This is a genomic window from Serratia sp. Tan611 (assembly GCF_905188235.1).
GTDB lineage: Bacteria > Pseudomonadota > Gammaproteobacteria > Enterobacterales > Enterobacteriaceae > Serratia_B > Serratia_B rhizosphaerae.
The window spans coordinates 4,940,499-4,963,609 of record NZ_LR994655.1 but is presented as its reverse complement, the minus strand read 5'-3'; the positions used below and the strand labels follow the sequence as shown (position 1 = coordinate 4,963,609).

Here is a 23,111-nt window from a genome sequence, read left to right as displayed (position 1 = left end):
GGCGGACTCCACTCGAACAAGATCAATAATAAAGAAAAGAATCGGGCTACTTTTTTATAACTCATGGTTTTTGACACAGGCCCGGTATCGGCTGACCGCCTGGGGGCATGCGAACCGCCTTTCACGGTTTATCCCTTCCACATGACCGTCGCACCCGGAGGCTGCGCGGCGAATTTCAGGGTCGCCCGGCCACGATCCCGGCATGGGAGATCGCGATCGGAACAACGGATCATAGCGCAAATGGAGCCAGAGATCCTCCCCTTCCTCACAGATTAGATCCATTTTATCCACAGACCCCGGCGCGCGGCGATCTTTTCCACAAAATCCGGTCATTCACCGCATTATATTGTCTGTCAGGGTGTGTTTTTTACATCGGTAACAGGTTATACCCGGTTATCCACCTGCGGATCTTGCGCTTTATCACCGGGATCGCGCGCGGATCCTTGCGATTTAACCCTGAGTCCGTATAATCTTCGCCCTACGTGTGATGCCTGGTTCCTTCATGGTGCGTTATTCGCCAGACGGGATTCTGCGTTGACCACGGGCCAAGCCGGATTTTATGCCGTATTGGCAAGCAACCAGGTAGGCTAACGCAATGTGAATTGACTCAGGACTGTACAATTATTACAATCCCGCCTCTTTATGTATTGCGATTGAGGCGTCGGTCGTCTTCACGCCGAGTAGCCAAACGCGTTTACTGATCAGTAATCAATTTAAGTTTAGGTAGAAATCGCCATGAAACGCACTTTCCAACCGTCCGTATTGAAGCGCAACCGTAGCCACGGTTTCCGTGCTCGTATGGCCACTAAAAATGGTCGTCAAGTTCTGGCCCGCCGTCGTGCGAAAGGCCGTGCTCGTCTGTCTGTTTCTAAGTAATAAAAGCTAACCCTCTGAGTGGTTAAGCTCGCTTTTCCCAGGGAGTTACGTTTGTTAACTCCCACTCATTTCACTTTCGTCTTCCAGCAGCCACAACGGGCCGGCACGCCGCAAATCACCATTCTCGGCCGCCTGAACCAGCTGGGGCATCCCCGCATCGGTCTTACCGTCGCCAAAAAACACGTCAAACGCGCCCATGAACGTAACCGAATCAAACGCCTAACCCGCGAAAGCTTCCGTTTACGTCAGCATGAGCTGCCGCCGATGGATTTTGTCGTGGTGGCGAAAAAGGGGATAGCGGATCTGGATAACCGCGCGTTGACGGAAGCTTTGGAAAAATTATGGCGTCGCCACTGTCGCCAGGCTCCCGCATCCTGATCGGGCTGGTGCGAGGCTATCAGCTCGTCATCAGTCCGCTGCTTGGGCCTCGTTGTCGCTTCCAGCCGACATGTTCTCATTACGCAATTGAGGCATTAAGCAGGTTCGGCATGATAAAAGGCAGTTGGTTGACAGTGAAACGCGTATTAAAATGCCACCCTTTGAACCCAGGTGGCGATGATCCCGTGCCGCCGAAAACCGACGATAACAGAGAACACTAACGATGGATTCGCAACGCAATCTTCTTCTCATCGCTTTGCTGTTCGTGTCTTTCATGATCTGGCAGGCCTGGCAGACGGACCACGCTCCGCAACCAGCCGCGCAGACCACGACGCAGACCACGAATTCCGCAACCGGTGATGCCACAAGCTCAGGCGTACCCGCCAGCGGCCAAGGTAAACTGATTACCGTTAATACCGACGTGCTGTCGCTGACTATCAACACCCGCGGTGGCGATATCGAGCAGGCTAAACTGTTGGCTTACCCGGATACCCTGGGTTCATCGACTCCATTCCAGCTGCTGGAAACCACACCGTCATTTGTTTATCAGGCGCAAAGCGGCCTGACCGGCAAAAACGGCCCGGATAACCCGGCCAACGGCGAGCGTCCTCTGTATCAGAGCGCACAGGACAGCTATACCCTGGCCGACGGTCAGGACGAGCTGCGCATTCCGCTGACCTTTACCGGCAAAGACGGCGCCGTCTATACCAAGACCTTTGTCCTGAAGCGCAACCACTATGCGGTCGGCGTCGATTACAACATCGACAACAAAGGCTCAACCCCGCTGGAGCTGACCCTGTTCGGCCAGTTGAAGCAGACCACCGAACTGCCTAAGCACCGCGATACCGGCAGCAGTAACTTTGCGCTGCACACCTTCCGCGGCGCGGCGTACTCCACCAGCGACACCAAGTACGAAAAATACGCGTTTGATAAAGACGAGAATCTGAGCGTCTCCACGCAGGGCGGCTGGGTTGCCATGCTGCAGCAGTACTTCGCTACCGCCTGGGTGCCGGCTACGCAGGGTACCAACACCTTCTATACCGCCAAGCTGGGCAATGACCAGTCGGCCATCGGCTTCAAGTCTACGCCGGTAGTGGTGCAGGCCGGCGCACAACAGCAGCTGAACTCGACGCTGTGGGTTGGCCCGGAACTGCAGGACCAAATGGCTGAACTGGCGCCGCATCTCGACCTGACGGTGGATTACGGCTGGCTGTGGTTCATCTCCCAACCGCTGTTCAAGCTGCTGAAGTTCCTGCACAGCTTTATTGGCAACTGGGGCTTCTCGATCATCGTCATCACCTTTATCGTGCGCGGCATCATGTACCCGCTGACCAAAGCGCAGTACACCTCGATGGCGAAAATGCGCATGCTGCAGCCAAAACTGCAGGCGATGCGTGAACGTATCGGCGAAGACAAGCAGCGTATGAGTCAGGAAATGATGGCGCTGTACAAGGCGGAGAAAGTGAACCCGCTGGGCGGCTGCCTGCCTCTGCTGATTCAGATGCCAATCTTCCTGGCGTTGTACTACATGCTGATGGGCTCGGTAGAACTGCGTCACGCGCCGTTCGCGCTGTGGATCCATGACCTGTCGGCGCAGGACCCGTACTACATCCTGCCAATCCTGATGGGCGTGACGATGTTCTTCATCCAGAAGATGTCGCCGACCACCGTGACCGACCCGATGCAGCAGAAGATCATGACCTTCATGCCGGTGATCTTCACCGTGTTCTTCCTGTGGTTCCCGTCCGGTCTGGTGCTGTACTACATCGTCAGTAACCTGGTGACCATCATCCAGCAGCAGCTGATTTATCGCGGCCTGGAAAAACGCGGCCTGCACAGCCGCGACAAGAAAAAGACATAAGCGTATTGTAGGCGTTCGGTTGCCGGACGTTTGCAGTCATCCCAAAAGGCGGTCGCGAGACCGCCTTTTTGTATCTGATATGATGAACAACAGGTTTTTAGCAGCGCAGCTGCCCGTTGAAGGATAAAGGCTATGAATACCACCGATACCATCGTCGCCCAAGCCACCCCGCCGGGACGCGGCGGCGTCGGCATTCTGCGTATCTCCGGCCAGAAAGCTGCCGAGGTCGCCCAGACGCTGCTCGGCAAGCTGCCAAAGCCGCGTTACGCCGACTATCTGCCGTTCCGCGACGCCGACGGCGCTACCCTCGATCAGGGCATTGCGCTGTGGTTCCCGGGGCCGAATTCATTTACCGGCGAAGACGTGCTGGAGCTGCAGGGCCACGGCGGCCCGGTGATCCTTGATTTGCTGCTTAAGCGCGTGCTGGCGCTGCCCGGCGTGCGTATTGCGCAGCCCGGCGAATTCTCCGAGCGCGCCTTCCTGAACGATAAGCTCGATCTGGCGCAGGCGGAGGCGATTGCCGACCTGATCGACGCCAGCTCCGAGCAGGCGGCGCGCTCGGCGATGAACTCGCTGCAGGGCGCTTTTTCCAGCCGTATCCACCAGCTTGTGGAAGCACTTACTCACCTGCGAATCTATGTGGAGGCTGCGATCGACTTCCCGGATGAGGAAATCGACTTCCTTTCTGACGGCAAAATCGAAGCCCAGCTGAACGCGGTGATCGGCGACCTTGACGAAGTACGCGGCGAAGCGCGTCAGGGCAGCCTGCTGCGCGAGGGCATGAAGGTGGTGATCGCCGGCCGGCCAAACGCAGGAAAATCCAGCCTGCTCAATGCGTTAGCCGGTCGTGAAGCGGCCATCGTCACAGATATCGCCGGCACCACCCGCGACGTGCTGCGCGAACATATCCATATCGACGGCATGCCGCTGCACATCATCGACACCGCCGGCCTGCGTGAGGCCAGCGATGAGGTGGAACGTATCGGCATCGAACGCGCCTGGAGCGAGATTGAACAGGCGGATCGGGTGCTGTTTATGGTGGACGGCACCACCACCGGCGCCACCGAACCCGCCGAGATCTGGCCGGAATTTATGGCGCGCCTGCCCGGCAAACTGCCGATCACCGTGGTGCGCAACAAGGCAGACATCACCGGCGAATCGCAGGGCATAACGGAAGTGAATGGTCACTCACTTATTCGCCTGTCGGCGCGAACCGGCGACGGTATCGAGGTGCTGCGCGACCACCTGAAGCAGAGCATGGGCTTCACCAGCAATATGGAAGGCGGCTTCCTGGCCCGCCGCCGCCATCTGCAGGCGCTGGAACTGGCGGCGCAGCACCTGCTGCAGGGCAAGGAACAGTTAGTGAGCGCTTACGCGGGTGAGCTATTGGCGGAAGAACTGCGGCAGGCGCAGCTGGCGCTGAGCGAAATCACCGGCGAATTTACCTCCGACGACCTGCTGGGGCGCATCTTCTCCAGCTTCTGTATCGGGAAATAATCAGCGCGAGGCAACAACGCCGCGCCAACCAGCGGGAAACGGCAGTCATGAGTGATGCAAAAAACAGTTGGGTTACCGCCAGCGACGTTGCGCGCCTGGCGGGCGTTTCACGCTCCGCCGTTTCACGCACCTTCACCCCCGGCGCTTCCGTCTCTGAAAAAACGCGCCAGCGGGTAGAAGCGGCCGCCGCCGAGCTGGGTTATCAGGTCAATATCATCGCCCGTTCGATGATTACCGGCAGCAGTAACTTCATCGGCCTGGTCACCGCCGGCTTTGACAACCCTTTCCGCAGTAAACTGCTGGCGCCGCTGACGCACCACCTGACCTTACAGGGGTTTATGCCGCTGCTGATCAATGCCGATGACCCTCAGCAGCTGGAGCCGCAGCTGCGCGAGCTGTTAAGTTACCACGTCGCAGGCGTGATCCTGACCTCCGGCGCCCCGCCGCTGTCGCTGGCGGAAGCATACCTGGCGCGCAAAATCCCGGTGACGCTGATCAACCGCCAGGCGGAGCTGGACGGCGCCGATCAGGTATGCAGCGATAACAGCGACGGCGCGCAGCAGGCCGCGCAGCGCTTGATGCAGCATGGGGTAAAACATCCGGGGTTTATCGGCGAAGACGCCTCCTTCAGCAGCCATCAGCGGCAACAGGCGTTCACCCGCCGGCTCAGCGAGCAACAGTTGACGGTCACCAGCGCGATCTGCCCGCAAGGGGGTTACCAGGCCGGCTGGGAGGCGGCAGCCACGCTGTTGACGCAACGGCCGCAGCTCGACGCCCTGTTTTGCGCCACCGATATGCTGGCCATTGGCGCCATGGATTTTATACGCCGTCATCACCCCGCACGCACGCTGCCGATTATCGGTTTCGACGATATCCCACAGGCAGATTTTTCCGCCTATCAGCTGACCACCCTGCGTCAGGATACGGAAATGCTGGCGCGTACCGCAGTAGACCTGTTGGTCAGCCGCATCCGCCACTTCAATCAGCCGGCGGTGCGCAAAAGCGTCCCCGTCGAGCTTATCGTGCGAGGATCGGCATAAAACGAAAATTATGTTTTATGCGCGAACGATCACGGAATAAACTTTTCACTTTCGCCATTATCCTGTAGCAATCTCGTAACAACACCGTGTTATCATTCTAATTGCACACGTGTGCAAACACAGCGGAGGGAAAATGGCATCAACATCTGAACAGGATATCGCAGCGCGCTACCGCTTTGCCTGCGACGTTGCGCAACAGGCCGGCAGGCTGGCGTACGATTTTTACCAGCGGCGCCAGCAGCTGGCCGTTGAGCACAAAGGCGGCGACCTGCAGGACGTGGTCAGCCAGGCCGATCGGGAAGTGGAAGCGCTGACGCGTCGTCTGATCGCCCAGCGCTTTCCTCAGGACGACTTTCTCGGGGAAGAGAGCGGCGGCGGCCACGGCACCGCGCCCTACACCTGGGTGGTGGATCCGATCGACGGCACCGCCTGTTTTCTCAACGGATTACATACCTGGTGCGTCTCGATCGGCGTGATCTTCGACGGCGATCCGGTTATCGGCGTGGTTTACGATCCCAACCATCAGGAAATGTTCCACGCCCGGCGCGGCGGCGGCGCCTTTCTCAATCATGCGTCCATCAGCGTGCATCCGGGCCGCTCACTGCGCGACGGCGTGATGGGGGTCGGCACCTCGCACCGCGTGACGCCGGAAGAGTTTGTGCCGTTTGTCAGCCGCCTGTTGCACGCCGGCGGCATGTTTATCCGCAGCGGTTCCGGCGCGCTGATGACCGCTCAGGTCGCCGCCGGCCGCTTAATCGGCTATTACGAGCCACATATGAACGCCTGGGACAGCCTGCCCGGCATGCTGCTGGTGCAGGAAGCCGGCGGCGTCACCAATGATTTCCTGGCCGATCGGGGATTACAGAAAGGCAACGTGGCGTTAATGGCTAACGCGGAGATTTATTCCCAGCTGCGTGAATTAATTCAGCAACAGGTTAAATAACTGCTTGCTCGAAAAAATAAATGGAAAGGCAATTTATTCAGATTATGTGCCCTACAGATTAAAATAGTTAAGGACAAATTTCTCTGCCAACGGAATAACCGCAGAGCGCTTAATCGGCGTGTATTTTGCTAATCCGCCTTATGGAGTGAAATTATGTCTGGTATCTTCGCTTATTTTAAAGCGGCGCCGGCCACACCTTCCCATGGCCCGCTGAATGAGAAAAAATTCCGCCTCCTGCGCGGCCGCACCTTTCTGGCGATGACGGCGGCTTACGTGATGTTTTACGTTTGCCGGCTGTCGTTCACCGTGGCGAAAAGCGCCCTGGTCGACATCGGCATCACCCCCGGCGAATTGGGTATGATCGGTTCCGCCCTGTTTTTCTGCTACGCCATCGGCAAGCTGGTGAACGGGTTCCTGGCCGACCATGCCAACGTCGTGCGTTTTATGAGCCTGGGGCTGCTGTTGAGCGCCGGGATGAACGTTATGATGGGCATGACCACCAACGCGCTGCTGCTGACGCTGTTTTGGGGCATCAACGGCTGGGCGCAGTCCATGGGCGTCGGCCCGTGCGCCGTATCGCTGGCGCGCTGGTACGGCAATAAAGAGCGCGGGACCTTCTACGCCATCTGGTCCACAGCGCACAATATTGGCGAAGCGGTGACCTATATGGCCATCGCCGCGGTGATCGCCGCCTTTGGCTGGCATTTTGGCTATTTCACCACGGCAATGCTCGGCGTCGTGGGCGTGGTGTTAATTTTACTGTTTATGTGCGACTCGCCGCAAAGCGCCGGCTATCCGCCGATTGGCGTGATCCGCAACGAACCGGAAGCCCTGTCGGAAGATAAGGGAACGGTGCTGAAAAACCAGCTGTGGTCGCTGCGCAACCCGGCGCTGTGGACGCTGGCGCTGGCCTCGGCCTTTATGTATATCGACCGTTACGCGGTCAACTCCTGGGGCATTTTCTTTTTACAGCAGGCCAAGCACTACACCACGCTGGAAGCCTCCGGCATTATCGGCGTCAACGCCATTGCCGGCATCGCCGGCACCATTATCGCCGGTATCCTGTCCGATCGTATCTTCCCGCGTAACCGCAGCATCATGGCGGGGGCAATCGGCCTGTTAAATACCGCCGGCTTCGCCTTGATGGTGTGGTTTCCGCGTAACGACTACACCGACGTGCTGTCGATGATTATCTTCGGCGCGACGATTGGCGCTCTGACCTGTTTTCTCGGCGGCTTAATCGCGGTGGATATCTCTTCGAAGAAAGCGGCCGGCGCCGCGCTCGGCACCATCGGTATTGCCAGCTATGCCGGCGCCGGACTGGGTGAATGTATTACCGGCGTGATTATCGATCGCACCTCGGTGATTGAAGCAGGTAAAACGCTGTATAATTTTGACACCTTATCGCTGTTTTGGATCGGCGCCGGTTTATTTTCCGCTGCGCTGACATTTATTACCGCCGGCATTGTTGCTCACCGCCAGACAATACATCGGCAAACGCAAATATCCCGTTCATAAAATTAAATAAATAGATTAACCTTAATTAAAAATAGCGAGGAATAAGTCATGTTGCTTTCGCAAAAGGGATGGTCACGCCTGTTATTTGCCGTTGTGCTGGGCGCGGCCTCCTGCGCCAGTCAGGCGGAATCACACTATGTGCTGGAAAAAGTGGTGGAGGTCAGCCGTCATGGCGTCAGGCCGCCGACGCCCGGCAACCGGCAGGCGATGCAGGACGGTACCGATCGCGCCTGGCCGCAATGGACCACCCGCGACGGCGAGCTCACCGGCCACGGCTACGCGGCCGCCGTGCTGAAAGGGCGTTACGAGGCCGAATATTATCGGCGTCAAGGGCTGCTTGAGCGCGGCTGCCCGGCTCCCGGCGCGGTGTACGTCTGGGCCAGCCCGCTGCAACGTACCCGCGCCACCGCTCAGGCGCTGATGGATGGGGCATTTCCCGGCTGCGGCGTGGCGATCCATGCGGTCAGCGACAAGCAGGATCCGTTATTTCAGGCGGATAAAATGGGGCTGACGCCGCTGGACGCGGAAAAAGCCCGGGCGGCGATCCAGCAGGCGATGGGCGGCAGCCCGGAGCAGGCTCAGCAGCGCCTCAGCCGTGACATTGCTCGCCTGCAGGCCGCCGTCTGCCAGCCGAACAAGCCCTGCCCGGCCTTTGAGCAACCCTGGCGCATCGAACGCAAAGAGGACGGCCGCTTCAGCATCACCGGCCTTGGCACCCTGTCTAATATGGCGGAAAGCATTCGCCTGGCATACAGCGAGAACCTGCCCGCCGCGCAGGTGGCCTTCGGCCACGGCGGCAGCGCGTCGGCGATTGCGCCTCTGCTACCCTTGCTCACCGCCCGCTACGATTTTACCAATGACGTACCCTATATCGCCCGGCGCGGCGGTTCGGTATTGCTGAATCAAATAACGCAGGCTTTAGCCTCCGATCGTGCATCGGCTGATGCCCCGCCGCCGGCGCGCTGGCTGTTGTTCGTCGCGCATGACACCAATATCGCCTATCTGCGCACCCTGCTGGGCTTCAGCTGGCAGCAGGATCGGTACCCGCGCGGAAATATTCCGCCGGCCGGCAGTCTGGTGTTTGAGCGCTGGCGCGATAAACAGAGCGGTCAACGCTTTCTGCGCACCTACTTTCAGGCACAGTCGCTCGATCAAATTCGTCGTCTGACGCCGCTGGACGCCCGGACCCCGCCGTTAAAAACCGACCTCAGCCGCCCTGGCTGCCGGCCGTCACCGGTTGGCGTACTGTGCCCCTGGTCTGCATCGTTACACCAACTGCGCGCGGCAATTGACCCGACGGCATTACCGGCGGTGCATTACACGCCGTAATGGCCCGGCGACGTGGCGCACCATGATGCGCCACGTCTTATCGGCCACATCACACAGAAGAAAGACGATGACCAACGCTGGTCGCGCGCGAACCGCCGCTGAAGCGGCTGCCATGCTGGCAGTTTGTCCCGCAGTTCGGGCTGGAAAAAAGCGGTGAAATTGCCGCGCAATCGCAGGTAAAGTCCCTACGTTTCATCAAGTTGACCAGCTTAAACAATTATCACAAAAATAGCAGACTGAAAGAAAAAACAGGACGAAGCAAGCAAAAACACACATTCCCCTCACCATTTTTTCTTGTTTTACCGCAAGAAAAGCGTAGATACGACAAAATCTCACTGTTAACCCTCGGTTATTTGCCATACTATTTAACGGTTGTTCTAAGCTGAATCTGTTCATTAGTCAGGGAGGTATCATCATGTCAGACCAAGCATTAAAGATCGTGACCCTACTAGGCAGCCTGCGTAAAGGCTCTTACAACGCCATCGTAGCCAATACGCTGCCCAAACTGGCGCCGCCAGGCATGGTTATCGAAGCCTTACCCTCCATTCGCGATATCCCGCTTTATGACGCCGACCTGCAGCAGGAAGAAGGATTTCCCGCCACGGTTGAAACCATTGCCGAGAAAATTCGCCAGGCCGACGGCGTCATTATCGTTACGCCGGAATATAACTACTCTGTACCCGGCGGCCTGAAAAACGCCATTGACTGGATTTCACGCCTGCCGAACCAGCCGCTGGCCGGTAAACCCTTGGCGATCCAAACCAGTTCCATGGGGCCGATCGGCGGTGCGCGTTGTCAGTATCACCTGCGGCAGATCATGGTGTTCCTGGATGCGATGGTGATGAACCGGCCCGAATTTATGGGCGGCGTGATTCAAAATAAAGTGGATGAGCAGGCGGGAGAGCTGACCGATCAGGCTACGCTGGATTTTCTGCGCAGCCAGTTAGCCGCATTCCGCGATTATATCGCCCAGTTGCGATAAGGCTTCCTTTTTGGCGTCTTCAAAAACAAAGCACAGAAGACGCCAATAATGGAATGGATATGCCAAAATATTTTTACCTATCAATAATATAATCATGTATTTTTTAATTTTAGCCTTATTAACGGCTTTTAACACCAGTCCTGTCAACGCCACAGAAATGCATTACCCTGCGGGAGAAGAACCGGTTGAACTCCCGACAGACAGCCCGCTGCATAACAAACTGCCCCGTTCGGCACACAGTAAAGAAGATCAGAAAACAGAGGCAATGTCGCTCTACCTGACGCTGATGCGTGAAGATGAACACAGCATCTGGGCGCCTTATCAGCTTGCCGTCTCTTCCGCCGAAAAAGGGCAAACTGAACTGGCGGAACGCTATCTGCAGCTCAGCGCCAAACGCGGCCTGTGGTATTACTACAACCTGCTGGAAGAGGATGCCTTTAACGCCATTCAGCACGGCAAAACCTACCAGTCCATCCTGGCGCAAACCAAAGCCCGCTATCAGCAGCGTGCGCAGCGGTATGAAGGCAAAGCCAGCTATACGCTGCCGCAGGGCGAACCGCCGGCCGGCGGCTGGCCAACGGTGGTGTTCCTGCACGCCTACGGCAAACAGGCCAACATCAGCGCCGAGGAGAAGCTGATGTTCGGCGCCATGGGAGTTGCCTATATCGAGCTGAATGGCACGCAGATGCTGTCGGAAAACAGCTTCCGCTGGTCAAACTACAGCGATGAAAGCACCCACAATATGGTGCAGCGCACCCTGCACGACTTGACGCCGCAGCTCGGGCTGAACCCTCAGGCGGTTTATCTTTTTGGCCGTGGTCAGGGCGCTCTGCACGCCGCCAATCTGCTGGCGAAATATCCTCAGTGTTACTCAGGCGGCCTGCTGGTGGCGCCGGTGGGGGCGATCAAACCGGCAACTCAGAGCCTGGCCGGCAATAAGCGCATCGTCATTGCTTACTACAACCGACAAAAATTTAGTACCCAAGCAATAGCATTAGATTTTTCCGAACTTTTCGGCGCAAAAAATCAGGTGCAGGTACTGCACTTTGAACAGCCGGAAAGCGCTAAACAGAGCTGGCTCGCCCGCTTTGCACAACCGCTGGAGTGGATGCTCGGCAAGACGCCAAGCGCTGAATAGCAAGAGTAATCCGACGGGCCAGCGGCGCCTGGCCCGTCGGATTAACGATCAATGACCGTCAACAAAGACGATTTTCAGGATAAACAGCAGCGCCACCACCAGCACGCAAGGGCTGATTTCACGCCAGCGCCCGGTGCCCAGCTTCATCACGCAGTAAGCAATAAAGCCCAGTGCGATGCCTTCGGTGATCGAGAAGCTAAACGGCATCATCACCGCCGTCACAAAGGCCGGCACCGCTTCGGTCAGATCGCTCCAGGTAACGCGTGCCAGGCTTGAGGTCATCAGCACCCCAACGTAAATCAGCGCGCCCGCCGCCGCATACGACGGCACCATCCCCGCCAGCGGCGACAGGAAAATCACCAGCAGGAACAAAATGCCGGTCACCACCGCGGTCAAACCGGTGCGGCCGCCGACGGAAACGCCGGAGCTGCTTTCAATATAGGCGGTCACGGACGACGTACCGACAAAGGAGCCGGCTACCGAACTGATGCTGTCAACGTACAGCGCCTGCTTCATCCGCGGGAACTTGCCTTTTTCATCGGCCAGGCCGGCTTTGTCGGTCACACCGATCAGGGTGCCGGAGGAGTCGAACAGGTTAACCAGCATAAAGGAGAAGATCACCCCGGCCAGGCCGATATTCAGCGCGCCGGCCAGATCGACCTGGCCAACGACGGAAGTGACGCTCGGCGGCATAGAGAACACGCCGCCGTACTGCACATCCCCCAGCGCCCAGCCTATCAGGGTGGTGACGACAATCGACACCAGCACCGCCGCATGGATATTGCGCGAAGCCAGAATGGCGATAATAAAGAAGCCCAGCGCCCCCAACAGCACGCTGTGGGAAGTCAGGTTGCCGACGGTAACCAGCGTATCGGCATTGCCCACCACGATGCCGGCGTTTTTCAGCCCCATCATGGCGATAAACAGGCCGATGCCGCTGGTAATGCCGACGCGCAGGCTCAACGGAATATTACCGATCATCCAATAGCGAACGCGGAAAATAGTCAGCAGCAGCAGGCCGACCGCGCCCCAGAAGATGGCGCCCATGCCCACCTGCCATGAGATGCCCATCGCGCCGACCACCACAAAGGCGAAGAAAGCGTTCAGTCCCATCGCCGGCGCCAGCGCCACCGGCAGGTTGGCAAGCAGGCCCATCAAAATGCTGCCGAACGCGGCGATCAGGCAGGTGGTGACAAATACCGCCTGCGTATCCATCCCTGCCGCGCCCAATATCTGCGGGTTAACGAACACGATATACACCATGGTCAAGAACGTGGTGAAGCCGGCAATCGTTTCCGTACGCACCGTGGTGTCATGTTGCCTGAGCTTAAACACGCGCCCAAGCAAGCCTTGTTCAGCAACAAGGCCGGTTACTGGTTTGGTCATTATCAAGAATTCCGAAGAAGGGAACAGAACGGTCTGCGGGCTATCCTATAACAAAAATTCGGCAATTTGATGTCGTTCGGCGGTTTTTTTCCGTCCTCAGCGCGCAGAGAATCGCTAATCCGTTGATTTATTCGCCGATAGCGTACCGCTTCGGTTAAAGTGGCAGCATTGCTTCCCGATAAGGATATAACAACGATGACCCAGATTGACTGCATACTATTTGACTGTGACGGTACGCTGGTGGACAGCGAAGTGCTGTGCAGCATGGCCTATGTGCATATGTTCGCCCAGCACGGCATCACGCTGTCCCTGGAAGAGGTATTCAAGAAATACAAAGGCATCAAGCTGTATGAGATTATCGATCGGGTGAACGCCGAGCATGGCGTCACGCTGGCCAGGGACGTGCTGGAACCGCTGTTCCGTCAGGAAGTGGCGCGGCTGTTCGACAGCGAGCTGCAGGAAATTGCTGGCGCGCGCGAACTGCTGGCGCAGATCACCGTTCCGGTCTGCACCGTCTCCAACGGGCCGGTCAGCAAGATGCAGCACTCGCTTGGCCTGACCGGCATGCTAGGCTATTTTGATGACCGATTGTACAGCGGCTACGATCTGCAACGCTGGAAGCCGGACCCGGCGGTGATCTACCACGCGGCGCAGCAGATGAACGTGCCGCTGGAACGCTGCATCATGGTGGATGATTCCCCGGCGGGTGCGCAGGCGGGCATCGCCGCCGGCATTCCGGTCTTTTACTTCTGCGCCGATCCGCATAATCCGCCGATCGATCACCCGCTGGTGACTACGTTCGATGCGCTGACGCAACTGCCGGCGCTGTGGAAACAGCGCGGCTGGCAGCTGACCCGCTAGCCGGCTGCGACGGCCGGCTTACGCCGCCAATGCCAGAAGCGCCGCGGCGCTTTGCTTTGCGGGCTGAAGCGCTTACCCAGCGCGTTGGCCAGCAGATCGAGCGCCAGGCACAGCACAAAGTAAACCAGCGCCACAAACAGAAAGATCTCCATCGGGTAAACCATGCTGCGATTATTCACCTGGGTTGCCAGAAACGTCAGCTCGCCCACGCCAACGATATAAGCCAGCGAGGTATCTTTAATCAGCGCGATCCACTGGTTGATAAACGACGGCGTCATCATGCGCAGCGCCTGCGGCAGGACGATCAGCCGCAGCGTTTGCCAGCGCGTCAGGCCCAGCGACAGCCCCGCCTGCCACTGGCCGGGCGCAATTGCCAGGATCCCGGCTTTTACCGCATGCGCCAGATAGGCGCCTGCAATCAGCGCCAGCGCGCATACCACGGTGGTGATTGCCGGGATCTCGACGCCGAACACCATGGGCAGCAGGAAGTAGGCCCAGAAGATCAGCATAATCACCGGAATCGCGCGGAAGAACCCCAGCACGGCGGCCAGCAATCCGGCGGCGACGCCGCGCGACATCGCCAGCAGGGTTCCCAGAACGATGCCGATCAACGCCGAAGCGACGCCGGCCATCAGGCTGAGCGCCAGCGTCAGGGCCGCGCCGCCCAGTTCGCCATCCGGCCAGGCTCCCCATAACAGGTAGCCCAGATTGTCGTGAATAACGCGAAAATCCATCTTAATGCCCCCTCTGCAGCCGTCGCTGCTGGCGCCACAGCCCCCAGCCCTCCAGCAGCGCAATAACGGCAATATACAGCAGCGTCGCCACGCCAAACGCCTGGAAGGTACGCAGCGTTTCGGTCTCCACCTGACGTGAGGTATAGGACAGCTCGGCAACGCCAATCGCCATCGTCAGCGAGGAGTTCTTGATAAGATTCATATACTGGCCCAGCAGAGGAGGCAACGCGATATTCAGCGCCTGCGGCAGCACCACATAGCGCATCGCCTGCCAGCGGCCCAACCCCAGCGCGCTGGCCGCCTGCTTCTGTCCCGCGGCGACGCCGCGAATGCCGGCGCGGATCTCTTCGGCAATAAACGCACCGGAATAGAGCGTCAGGCCGACAAAACCGGCGAGGAATTCAAAAGAGGGCCACGTCAGCCAGCCGAGCTGATGCGGCATATTCAGCCACTGCATGGCATTGGCGGGCAGAAGCTGCCCGGCGGCGAAGTACCAAAAAAACAGCTGCACCAGCAACGGCGTATTACGAAACAGTGAACAGTACCCCGTGACCAACCAGCGTAACGGCGCCAGCCCGCTGTCGCGCAGGGCCGCCAGCACAAACCCCAACAGCGTCGCCGCCGTTCCGGCGCAGGCAGACAGCCACAGCGTCAGCAAAAAACCCTGCCACAGCCAGTGTAAATACTGCGGCGCCAGCAGCCAGTCCTCGATGGGTGGCAAATTCATGGTTATCCTCTGGGCTGAGTATGCGCCAAAGGCGCGGCATGCCGCACCTTTGACAGAAACAACGGATGCGCCGTACGTCAGGCTTTAGGCTGCCGATCCAGCGGCGCAATTTTAAACTCGCCGCGCGGCTGGGCCGATTTGCTGTCCGGGCCGAACCAGCGGTTATAAATTTTCACCGCTTCGCCGTCCTGCTCCAGCTTGATCAAGGTGTCATTGATGGTCGTCGTCAGGCGCGTTTCCCCTTTGGGAATGCCGATCCCCTGATACTCTTTGGTGATGCTGAACGGTGAAATTTCAAAGTCGGCCTTTTGCGCCGGCGTCAGGTTGCCGAGCAGCCCCACCAGCTTGGCGTCATCCTGGGTGATCGCCTGTACATTGCCATTGCGCAGAGCAACAAAGGCCAGCGGCGTATCGTCGTAAGAGATCACCTTCGCCGTCGGATAGCGCTCGCGCAGCGTGATCTCCTGCACCGTGCCTTTATCGGCGCCGATACGCAGCGTTTTAATGTCATCCGGCGTTTTCAGTACGCCTTTGCGGGCGATAAACTTCTGCCCGGTGGCGAAATAGGGCACGCTGAAATTCACCGCTTTCGCGCGCTCATCGGTAATGGTGAAGTTAGCGGCGATCAGATCCACCTTTTTCGATGCCAGCAGCGGAATACGGTTAGCCGGGTTGGTGGCGCGCAGTTCAACCTTCACGCCCAGCGCCTTGCCGATAGCCTCGGCAACGTCCACGTCATAGCCCACCAGTTTTTTGCTCTGCGGGTCGATATAGCCGAACGGCGGGTTACTGTCGAACACGGCAACGCGCACCACGCCGGCCTGTTTAATATCATCCAGCTTATCCGCCTGGGCGGTCCCGACGGCCAGGCCGCTCAGGCTGGCGAGCAGAGTGAATGCTAAAACGCGCGGTTTCATAAAGGCTCCTAAGTGGTTGATGTCCTGTTGTCAGCTAAGCTAGCAGCCGCCATTTAGGGCTGGAAATAATATAAATCGCTATATTTATAACCATTTTATCTTTATGGCCATTGAGTCTATAAACGGGCATGGCGCCTTTGATGCCACGCCCGCACGCCGGATTATGGCGTTATACCAGCACGATCTGGCTGTTGCTGAGATAATCCAGAGAAACGCCCACCAGCGTGACCTGATTATCGCCGAAGTTAAACACCACATCGTCGTTTTGCTGCGTCGCATACTGACGGAAATCACCGCCCTTATCCTGCGGCGTAAAGAACACCAGCCTGTCGCTCTGACCAAAATCAATCACCTGATCCTGACCAAACTCGCCTTCAAACAGGAAGGTATTGTTCTGGCCGGCGCTGTGCATCACATCATTGCCTCTGCCGCCGACGAACGTCAGGTTACCACTGCTGCTGCCCAGCAGGGTGTCATCACCGTCAAGCCCGAACAGCCAGCGCTGGTTGCCGGCCGCCTGCAGAACATCGTCCGCTTCGCTGCCGATGCCGTGCCGGGTGTAATCAACATGGACATTGCCCACCATCAGCCCGTCATCTTTTACCAGATAATCAACATGCTTCTTGCTGCCGAATACGCCGCTGCTCTGACTGCGCAACGTCTCTACGCTGTTGGTGATGGTAATGGCGCCGGTGCTGTCGCGCAGATAGAGGTTTTCCCCGTCATAAGCCACCTGCGTCTTGGCGATCCCCTGTTGCAGAATCAGGGTGTCATGCCCTTCACCACCGGAGATATAGTTAAACCCGCCGCCGTCTCGGAAGGTATCATTGCCGCCCCCACCTTCCAGGTAATCATTTCCCTTGCCGCCGCCGATCATATCGTTCTTATCCGTCCCGATAATAAAGGTCGTGCCGGTATGTTTTTGCGCCGCAAGATTCAGATCTTCCACCCAGGTTTTACCGCGCATCACATCGGACAGCGTAGAAACAACCACCGTGGAATCCCGATCCATAAACGAATAAAACTCAGAATTAACGATACGCGACAGTCCGTCACCGTAGGCGAACGGCATATGCGAGATCCAGCTGGGCAGATTTAATATTGATGACGGCAGCATCCCCCAGAATTTCGACGCGTAATAATCGTTAAAATTAACAATATTATTGGTCGCTGATTCATGCGGTTTATCATGAACCCCCAGCGTCGACCAATTAAAACTCGTGCCGTCGAGCACGCGAAATACCGGGTCGTTTTCATAGCCAATATTCAGCACCTTACCATCGCCCTCATGCTGAGTCGGCGAAGCAAAAGCCAGATATTTTGAGTTTGAATAAAAGCCGCCCCAATAGTCTTCACTTAAAAAGGCCAGACTATTGGTCGCCAGACCGCCAAGGCTATGGCCGGTGATCGTCACATCCTCGCCGCTCAGGCCGTTTGCCGCGGCAAACTTGGCCACGTCGGCCAGTAAACGACCGAAGGCGTTCAACGCGAAATTGTTCGAGAACGAGGCCGGCCCCAGGCCGGCAACCAGATCGTGGATCGCATCGCCAATGGTGTCGGTAATCAGCGTTTCACGCGGGCCGCTGGTGCCGCGAAACGCGACGCCCAGGCCGATTAATTTCCCCTCGCTGTCGTATTTACCCAGCACTTCCGCCTGGGAGGTTTTGTACTTCCAGGATTCGCCATAATACGTGCCCAGCTTATCGGTTTTACCCTGGTACCCCAGCTGTTCAGCGCTAATCACCTGCCAGCCGGCGGCATTGATCTTATCCAGCGCCTGCTGTTCGGAATTGGGGTTCCACGGCAACCCCGGCACAATGCCCTGCGACTGGGAATTACCGACCAGCGCGGTGAGCAGCGTGAGCGGCAACCCCAGGTTAAAACCATAATGTTGATAACCGTAGGCTAAGCCATCATCCAGATTATGGTAGCTATACATAGTCATGGCTAATGCATCGGAGAATAATTCCTGCGATTCAGCATCGCTCAAGCCTTTATAATTAAAAATACCCATACAAATTCCTTTTTTATTTGTATTTTATATTTCCAATGAAGATAAGATAGCGTCAGTCAATTAACACCACCGTAGTGTTCATGGCGATAATAATCGACACCATTCCATGGTGTCGATTATTTTGTTTTTACGAAATCAGAAACCAAGAAATATATAAAATAAATATTATTTATTTGGTGGGGGTTATTTTTATCTGGCTCGGCAGGTATAAAAAAAGGCGCACAGTGTGCGCCTTTTAAACATTCAGAAAGTTATTCGCTTTCGTCATCTTCCTCGGGCTTTTTGCCGTCCGCCAGTAGCTCATCCAGCGCATCCCCGCCCAGGTGGCGGAAATCCTGCCCCTTGACGAAGTAGAAGATAAATTCGCAGATATTCTGACAGCGGTCGCCGATGCGCTCAATCGAACGGGCGCAGAACAGCGCGGTCAGCACGCTGGGAATGGTGCGCGAATCTTCCATCATATAGGTCATCAGCTGGCGGACGATGCCTTCATACTCCTGATCGACCTTTTTATCTTCGCGGTAGATGCGTATCGCCTCGTCCAGATCCATACGTGCAAAGGCATCCAGCACGTCGTGCAGCATCTGTACGGTATGGCGTCCCAGCGACTCCAGGCTCACCAGCAGCGGCTGATGCTGCTGCGAAAACTTCTCCAGCGCGGTGCGGCAGATTTTATCCGCCACGTCGCCAATGCGCTCCAGCTCGGAAATGGTCTTGATGATCGCCATCACCAGGCGCAGATCGCTGGCGGTCGGCTGGCGCTTGGCGATGATGCGCACGCAGGCCTCATCAATCGCCACCTCCATCATATTGACCTTTTTATCGCCGTCGATCACCCGCTTGGCCAGCTCGCCGTCCTGGTTATGCATCGCGGTAATGGCGTCGGTCAGCTGCTGTTCCACCAGCCCGCCCATCGTCAGCACCTGAGTGCGGATGTGCTCAAGCTCGGCGTTGAACTGTCCAGAAATGTGCTTGTTTAAATTCAGGTTATCCATGATGCATCCTAATCAACCATAACGACCAGTGATGTAATCTTCGGTCTGTTTCTTCTGCGGCGCAGTAAACAGGGTGTCAGTATCGCTAAACTCCACCAGCTCGCCCAGATACATAAACGCCGTTGAGTCGGAACAGCGCGCCGCCTGCTGCATATTGTGCGTTACGATCACCACGGTGTAATCCGACTTCAGCTCGCTGATCAGCTCTTCAATCTTACCGGTGGAGATCGGATCCAGCGCCGAGCACGGCTCATCCAGCAGCAGCACGTCCGGGCGAATGGCGATGCCGCGCGCAATGCACAGACGCTGCTGCTGACCGCCGGACAGACTGTAACCGCTCTGGTGCAGCTTGTCTTTGGTTTCATTCCACAGCGCCGCCTTGCTCAGCGCCCACTGTACGCGCTCGTCCATATCGGCGCGCGACAGCTTTTCAAACAAGCGTACGCCGAAGGCGATGTTGTCGTAAATCGACATCGGGAACGGCGTCGGCTTCTGGAACACCATGCCGACCTTGGCGCGCAGCAGCGCGATATCCTGGTTATCGGTCAAAATATTCTGACCATCCAGCAGGATGCCGCCTTCGGCACGCTGCTCCGGATACAGCTGGTACATCTTGTTGAAGGTACGCAGCAGGGTGGATTTACCGCAGCCGGACGGGCCGATAAACGCGGTCACTTTATTTTTGGCAATATCCAGCGTGATGTTTTTCAGCGCGTGGAATTTGCCGTAGTAAAAGTTCAGATCGCGGACCTGAATTTTGCTGCTGGAAGCGAGTTCACTTGTACTCATCAAGACTTCTCTCTTGTTACCGCGCCGCCGCAGCGACGCGTAAAATTTTTATGCATGCTTTTTCTTGGCGAAAACCACACGCGCCAGAATATTCAGTAGCAGTACGCACAGCGTGATTAATAGCACCCCGGCCCAGGCCAGCTGCTGCCATTCGGCAAACGGGCTCATGGCGAACTTGAAGATGGTGACCGGCAGGTTGGCGATCGGCTGCATCAGATCGGTATTCCAGAACTGGTTCGACAGCGACGTAAACAGCAGCGGCGCGGTTTCGCCGGCGATACGCGCGATGGCCAGCAGCACGCCGGTGATAATGCCGGAGACCGACGCCTTCAGCGTGATGGCGGAAATCATGCGCCACTTCGGCGTGCCGAGCGCATAGGCCGCCTCGCGCAGCGTATCCGGCACCAGCTTGAGCATGTTCTCCGTGGTGCGGATCACGATCGGCACCTGCAGCAGCGCCAGCGCGACAATGCCCGCCCAGCCGGAGAAGTGCTCCATCTTCGCCACCACGATGGTGTAGACGAACAGGCCAACCACAATCGACGGCGCAGACAGCAGGATGTCGTTAATAAAGCGAATCACTTCCGCCAGCCAGGATTTACGCCCGTATTCCGCCAGATAAATACCGGCCAGAATGCCGAGCGGTGTGCCGAAGATGGTCGCCCACAGGATCAGCAGGCCGCTGCCGGCAATGGCGTTGGCCAGCCCGCCGCCGGCGGTATTCGGCGGCGGCGTCATTTCGGTAAACAGCGCCAGCGACATGCCGTCCACGCCTTTGGTGACGGTCGAGAACAGGATCCAAATCAGCCAGAACAGGCCGAACGCCATGGTCGCCATTGATAAAAACAGCGCGATGCGGTTCTTCTGCCGGCGCCAGGCCTGCATTTTGCGGCGGGTTTCCGCCACCGCTTCAGGGTTTTGCATATCCATCGTCGCCATGTTAACGCCCCTCATTCTTGGCCAGACGCATGATCATCAGTTTCGACAGCGCCAGCACGATAAAGGTGATAACAAACAGAATCAGCCCCAGCTCCATCAGCGCCGCGGTGTGCAGCCCGGATTCCGCCTCGGCGAACTCGTTAGCCAGCGCCGAGGTGATGCTGTTGCCCGGCATGTACAGCGATGCGCTGTCGAGCTGGTAGGTGTTGCCGATAATAAAGGTCACCGCCATGGTTTCCCCCAGCGCGCGCCCCAGTCCCAGCATCACGCCGCCGATCACGCCGTTTTTGGTGAACGGCAGCACGATGCGCCAGATCACTTCCCAGGTGGTGCAGCCGATGCCGTAGGCCGACTCTTTCATCATCACCGGCGTCTGTTCGAACACGTCGCGCATTACCGCAGCGATATACGGAATAATCATAATCGCCAGAATCACCCCGGCGGCCAGAATGCCGATGCCGAAGGCCGGGCCGGCAAACAGTTCGCCGACGATCGGGATACCGGACAGCACGTTGCCCACCGGCGTCTGGAAGTATTCGGCAAACAGCGGGGCGAAGACGAACAGCCCCCACATGCCGTAAACGATGCTCGGGATCGCCGCCAGCAGCTCAATGGCGACGCCCAGCGGGCGCTTCAGCCAGTTCGGCGCCAGCTCGGTCAGGAACAGCGCAATGCCGAAGCTGACCGGCACGGCGATAATCAGCGCAATCAGCGAGGTAACAATGGTGCCGTAAATCGGCACCAGCGCACCAAACTGCTCCGCCGGCGCATCCCAGTCTTTGGTCCACAAGAAGGCGAAGCCGAATTTCTGGATGCTTGGCCAGGAGGCAAAAATCAGCGAAACGATAATGCCGCCCAGCAACAATAGGGTAATCAGCGCAGCCAGCTTAACCAGCGCACTGAAGATGACGTCGCCGTTTTTGCTCGGCGCTTTGATGGTCGGCTTGTACTCAGCCATAAATTACTCTTCTGTTTAAAGCTTGGAGGGCCCGGCGAACCGGGCCCCTACAGAAACGGCGCGTGCTGCTTCGGCCGTTTAGTACAGAGCCTTACCGGCGCTGTCTTTCACGTTGGTTTTCCATGCGGCGCGCACCTGCTCGATCACTTCATCAGGCAGTACCGCGTAATCCAGCGCTTTGGCCTGCTCAGCGCCTGACTTGTACGCCCAGTCAAAGAACTTCAGCACTTCGGTGCCCTGCTCAGGCTTCTTCTGCGCCTTGTGCACCAGGATGAAGGTGGTGGAGGTAATCGGCCAGGCGTTATCACCTTTCTGGTTGGTCAGATCCTGCGCGAAGGTTTTGCTCCAGTCCGCGCCTTTGGCGGCGGCGCTGAAGGCATCTTCGGTCGGGCTGACCGGCTTGCCGTCGGCGGAGACCAGCTTGGTGTACGCCAGGTTATTCTGTTTGGCGTAGGCATACTCAACGTAGCCGATAGAACCCGGCAGGCGCTGGACAAAGGCGGCGATGCCGTCGTTGCCTTTACCACCCAGACCGGTCGGCCAGTTTACCGTCGAGCCGGCGCCCACTTTCTCTTTCCACTTCGCGTTCACTTTCGCCAGGTAGCTGGTGAAGACGAAAGAGGTGCCGGAACCGTCAGCGCGGCGCACCACGGCGATATTCTGATCCGGCAGTTTCACGCCCGGGTTGAGTTTGGCGATTGCCGGGTCGTTCCATTTTTTGATGTTACCCAGGTAGATATCACCCAGCGTCTGGCCGTCCAGCGTCAGGTCGCCGGATTTGATACCGGGAATATTCACCGCCAGCACCACGCCGCCAATCACGGTCGGGAACTGGAACAGGCCGTCAGCCGCCAGCTTTTCGTCGGACAGCGGTGCGTCGGAGGCGCCAAAGTCAACGGTATTGGCAACGATCTGCTTCACGCCGCCGGAGGAACCGATCCCCTGATAGTTAACTTTGTTGCCGGTTTCTTTTTGATAGGAATCTGCCCACTTGGCATACACCGGCGCGGGGAATGTCGCACCTGCACCGGTCAGGCTGGCGGCAGCGAACGCGGACACAGAGGCCATGGAGAAAGTCGCTGCTACAATACTGGCGACGGTGGTACGCATCAGTTTCATAATCCCTCCTAAGGGGCATCAAAAATCGATTTCAAATCGTTTTCATCAGAGTAAGTATTGCTGCAGGAGGGAAAATAGGACAGTTTGGTGACAGTAAAATGTATGAAATA

Annotated in this window: 22 protein-coding genes; 12 read left to right on the top strand and 10 right to left on the bottom strand. The window is 57.5% G+C overall.

Features of this window, described 5'->3' with window-relative positions:
• The first annotated feature begins 735 nt into the window (after nucleotides 1-735).
• From rpmH to TAN611_RS23380, 11 genes are all read left to right on the top strand, one after another.
• The gene (gene rpmH, locus TAN611_RS23430; RefSeq protein ID WP_015842368.1) at nucleotides 736-876 is read left to right on the top strand and encodes a 50S ribosomal protein L34; all 141 of its coding nucleotides are present in this window, start codon (nucleotides 736-738) and stop codon (nucleotides 874-876) included.
• A gap of 18 nt (nucleotides 877-894) precedes the next feature.
• Nucleotides 895-1,254, top strand: a complete 360-nt coding sequence (gene rnpA / locus TAN611_RS23425) for a ribonuclease P protein component (RefSeq protein WP_105233168.1) — start codon at nucleotides 895-897, stop codon at nucleotides 1,252-1,254.
• Nucleotides 1,218-1,475 (top strand): membrane protein insertion efficiency factor YidD, encoded by a 258-nt coding sequence (yidD, locus tag TAN611_RS23420; RefSeq protein WP_105233167.1) that lies wholly within the window; start codon nucleotides 1,218-1,220, stop codon nucleotides 1,473-1,475. The genes rnpA and yidD overlap by 37 nt, the downstream gene beginning before the upstream one ends.
• Nucleotides 1,476-1,477: 2 nt before the next feature.
• Nucleotides 1,478-3,115, top strand: coding sequence for a membrane protein insertase YidC (gene yidC, locus TAN611_RS23415; RefSeq protein ID WP_105233166.1), 1,638 nt, complete (start codon nucleotides 1,478-1,480; stop codon nucleotides 3,113-3,115).
• A gap of 132 nt (nucleotides 3,116-3,247) precedes the next feature.
• Nucleotides 3,248-4,612: a tRNA uridine-5-carboxymethylaminomethyl(34) synthesis GTPase MnmE gene (mnmE, locus tag TAN611_RS23410; RefSeq protein ID WP_105233165.1), complete on the top strand. Its 1,365-nt coding sequence runs from the start codon at nucleotides 3,248-3,250 to the stop codon at nucleotides 4,610-4,612.
• A gap of 47 nt (nucleotides 4,613-4,659) precedes the next feature.
• Nucleotides 4,660-5,652, top strand: coding sequence for a LacI family DNA-binding transcriptional regulator (locus tag TAN611_RS23405; RefSeq protein ID WP_111737995.1), 993 nt, complete (start codon nucleotides 4,660-4,662; stop codon nucleotides 5,650-5,652).
• Between the two features lie 133 nt (nucleotides 5,653-5,785).
• Nucleotides 5,786-6,595, top strand: coding sequence for an inositol monophosphatase family protein (locus tag TAN611_RS23400; protein WP_111737994.1), 810 nt, complete (start codon nucleotides 5,786-5,788; stop codon nucleotides 6,593-6,595).
• A 153-nt stretch (nucleotides 6,596-6,748) separates the two neighbouring features.
• Nucleotides 6,749-8,113: an MFS transporter gene (locus TAN611_RS23395; protein WP_105233162.1), complete on the top strand. Its 1,365-nt coding sequence runs from the start codon at nucleotides 6,749-6,751 to the stop codon at nucleotides 8,111-8,113.
• 48 nt (nucleotides 8,114-8,161) lie between these two features.
• Nucleotides 8,162-9,442, top strand: coding sequence for a histidine-type phosphatase (locus TAN611_RS23390; protein WP_105233161.1), 1,281 nt, complete (start codon nucleotides 8,162-8,164; stop codon nucleotides 9,440-9,442).
• A 415-nt stretch (nucleotides 9,443-9,857) separates the two neighbouring features.
• A complete protein-coding gene (locus TAN611_RS23385) occupies nucleotides 9,858-10,424 on the top strand; it encodes an NADPH-dependent FMN reductase (protein ID WP_105233160.1) in 567 nt (188 codons plus the stop codon).
• 94 nt (nucleotides 10,425-10,518) lie between these two features.
• Nucleotides 10,519-11,562, top strand: coding sequence for a hypothetical protein (locus TAN611_RS23380; RefSeq protein ID WP_203067066.1), 1,044 nt, complete (start codon nucleotides 10,519-10,521; stop codon nucleotides 11,560-11,562).
• 48 nt (nucleotides 11,563-11,610) lie between these two features.
• On the opposite strand, the gene TAN611_RS23375 is transcribed toward TAN611_RS23380, so the two are convergent.
• Nucleotides 11,611-12,948 carry an NCS2 family permease gene (locus tag TAN611_RS23375; RefSeq protein WP_197950364.1) on the bottom strand — a complete coding sequence of 446 codons (1,338 nt, stop codon included), beginning with the start codon at nucleotides 12,946-12,948 and terminating at the stop codon, nucleotides 11,611-11,613.
• Nucleotides 12,949-13,143: 195 nt separating this feature from the next.
• Between TAN611_RS23375 and yieH the strand changes: the two genes are divergently transcribed.
• The gene (gene yieH / locus TAN611_RS23370) at nucleotides 13,144-13,809 is read left to right on the top strand and encodes a 6-phosphogluconate phosphatase (RefSeq protein ID WP_105233157.1); all 666 of its coding nucleotides are present in this window, start codon (nucleotides 13,144-13,146) and stop codon (nucleotides 13,807-13,809) included.
• Here yieH and TAN611_RS23365 read toward each other — a convergent pair.
• From TAN611_RS23365 to pstS, 9 genes are all read right to left on the bottom strand, one after another.
• Nucleotides 13,806-14,543, bottom strand: a complete 738-nt coding sequence (locus TAN611_RS23365; protein WP_105233156.1) for an amino acid ABC transporter permease — start codon at nucleotides 14,541-14,543, stop codon at nucleotides 13,806-13,808. The two genes, yieH and TAN611_RS23365, sit on opposite strands and share 4 nt — an antisense overlap.
• A gap of 1 nt (nucleotide 14,544) precedes the next feature.
• Nucleotides 14,545-15,270 (bottom strand): amino acid ABC transporter permease, encoded by a 726-nt coding sequence (locus TAN611_RS23360; protein WP_105233155.1) that lies wholly within the window; start codon nucleotides 15,268-15,270, stop codon nucleotides 14,545-14,547.
• 77 nt (nucleotides 15,271-15,347) lie between these two features.
• Nucleotides 15,348-16,187, bottom strand: a complete 840-nt coding sequence (locus TAN611_RS23355; RefSeq protein ID WP_105233154.1) for an ABC transporter substrate-binding protein — start codon at nucleotides 16,185-16,187, stop codon at nucleotides 15,348-15,350.
• 169 nt (nucleotides 16,188-16,356) lie between these two features.
• On the bottom strand, nucleotides 16,357-18,201 hold the full coding sequence (locus TAN611_RS23350) for a polyurethanase (RefSeq protein WP_203067065.1): 1,845 nt from the start codon (nucleotides 18,199-18,201) through the stop codon (nucleotides 16,357-16,359).
• Nucleotides 18,202-18,452: 251 nt separating this feature from the next.
• Nucleotides 18,453-19,196 carry a phosphate signaling complex protein PhoU gene (gene phoU, locus TAN611_RS23345; RefSeq protein ID WP_105233152.1) on the bottom strand — a complete coding sequence of 248 codons (744 nt, stop codon included), beginning with the start codon at nucleotides 19,194-19,196 and terminating at the stop codon, nucleotides 18,453-18,455.
• A 12-nt stretch (nucleotides 19,197-19,208) separates the two neighbouring features.
• Complete coding sequence (pstB, locus tag TAN611_RS23340; RefSeq protein ID WP_105233151.1) at nucleotides 19,209-19,985, bottom strand: phosphate ABC transporter ATP-binding protein PstB; 777 nt, start codon at nucleotides 19,983-19,985, stop codon at nucleotides 19,209-19,211.
• A gap of 48 nt (nucleotides 19,986-20,033) precedes the next feature.
• On the bottom strand, nucleotides 20,034-20,924 hold the full coding sequence (pstA, locus tag TAN611_RS23335) for a phosphate ABC transporter permease PstA (RefSeq protein ID WP_105233150.1): 891 nt from the start codon (nucleotides 20,922-20,924) through the stop codon (nucleotides 20,034-20,036).
• Nucleotide 20,925: 1 nt separating this feature from the next.
• Nucleotides 20,926-21,882 carry a phosphate ABC transporter permease PstC gene (gene pstC, locus TAN611_RS23330; protein WP_105233149.1) on the bottom strand — a complete coding sequence of 319 codons (957 nt, stop codon included), beginning with the start codon at nucleotides 21,880-21,882 and terminating at the stop codon, nucleotides 20,926-20,928.
• Nucleotides 21,883-21,960: 78 nt separating this feature from the next.
• Nucleotides 21,961-23,001, bottom strand: coding sequence for a phosphate ABC transporter substrate-binding protein PstS (gene pstS / locus TAN611_RS23325; protein WP_105233148.1), 1,041 nt, complete (start codon nucleotides 22,999-23,001; stop codon nucleotides 21,961-21,963).
• Nucleotides 23,002-23,111: the final 110 nt, after the last annotated feature.

Excerpts from the sequence above, each read along its gene's own strand:
- rpmH (WP_015842368.1), top strand. The coding sequence starts at position 736 with ATGAAACGCACTTTCCAACCGTCCGTATTGAAGCGCAACCGTAGCCAC.
- yidD (WP_105233167.1), top strand. The coding sequence starts at position 1,218 with ATGGCGTCGCCACTGTCGCCAGGCTCCCGCATCCTGATCGGGCTGGTG.
- yidC (WP_105233166.1), top strand. The coding sequence starts at position 1,478 with ATGGATTCGCAACGCAATCTTCTTCTCATCGCTTTGCTGTTCGTGTCT.
- mnmE (WP_105233165.1), top strand. The coding sequence starts at position 3,248 with ATGAATACCACCGATACCATCGTCGCCCAAGCCACCCCGCCGGGACGC.
- TAN611_RS23405 (WP_111737995.1), top strand. The coding sequence starts at position 4,660 with ATGAGTGATGCAAAAAACAGTTGGGTTACCGCCAGCGACGTTGCGCGC.
- TAN611_RS23400 (WP_111737994.1), top strand. The coding sequence starts at position 5,786 with ATGGCATCAACATCTGAACAGGATATCGCAGCGCGCTACCGCTTTGCC.
- TAN611_RS23395 (WP_105233162.1), top strand. The coding sequence starts at position 6,749 with ATGTCTGGTATCTTCGCTTATTTTAAAGCGGCGCCGGCCACACCTTCC.
- TAN611_RS23390 (WP_105233161.1), top strand. The coding sequence starts at position 8,162 with ATGTTGCTTTCGCAAAAGGGATGGTCACGCCTGTTATTTGCCGTTGTG.
- TAN611_RS23385 (WP_105233160.1), top strand. The coding sequence starts at position 9,858 with ATGTCAGACCAAGCATTAAAGATCGTGACCCTACTAGGCAGCCTGCGT.
- TAN611_RS23380 (WP_203067066.1), top strand. The coding sequence starts at position 10,519 with ATGTATTTTTTAATTTTAGCCTTATTAACGGCTTTTAACACCAGTCCT.
- TAN611_RS23375 (WP_197950364.1), bottom strand. The coding sequence starts at position 12,948 with ATGACCAAACCAGTAACCGGCCTTGTTGCTGAACAAGGCTTGCTTGGG.
- yieH (WP_105233157.1), top strand. The coding sequence starts at position 13,144 with ATGACCCAGATTGACTGCATACTATTTGACTGTGACGGTACGCTGGTG.
- TAN611_RS23365 (WP_105233156.1), bottom strand. The coding sequence starts at position 14,543 with ATGGATTTTCGCGTTATTCACGACAATCTGGGCTACCTGTTATGGGGA.
- TAN611_RS23360 (WP_105233155.1), bottom strand. The coding sequence starts at position 15,270 with ATGAATTTGCCACCCATCGAGGACTGGCTGCTGGCGCCGCAGTATTTA.
- TAN611_RS23355 (WP_105233154.1), bottom strand. The coding sequence starts at position 16,187 with ATGAAACCGCGCGTTTTAGCATTCACTCTGCTCGCCAGCCTGAGCGGC.
- TAN611_RS23350 (WP_203067065.1), bottom strand. The coding sequence starts at position 18,201 with ATGGGTATTTTTAATTATAAAGGCTTGAGCGATGCTGAATCGCAGGAA.
- phoU (WP_105233152.1), bottom strand. The coding sequence starts at position 19,196 with ATGGATAACCTGAATTTAAACAAGCACATTTCTGGACAGTTCAACGCC.
- pstB (WP_105233151.1), bottom strand. The coding sequence starts at position 19,985 with ATGAGTACAAGTGAACTCGCTTCCAGCAGCAAAATTCAGGTCCGCGAT.
- pstA (WP_105233150.1), bottom strand. The coding sequence starts at position 20,924 with ATGGCGACGATGGATATGCAAAACCCTGAAGCGGTGGCGGAAACCCGC.
- pstC (WP_105233149.1), bottom strand. The coding sequence starts at position 21,882 with ATGGCTGAGTACAAGCCGACCATCAAAGCGCCGAGCAAAAACGGCGAC.
- pstS (WP_105233148.1), bottom strand. The coding sequence starts at position 23,001 with ATGAAACTGATGCGTACCACCGTCGCCAGTATTGTAGCAGCGACTTTC.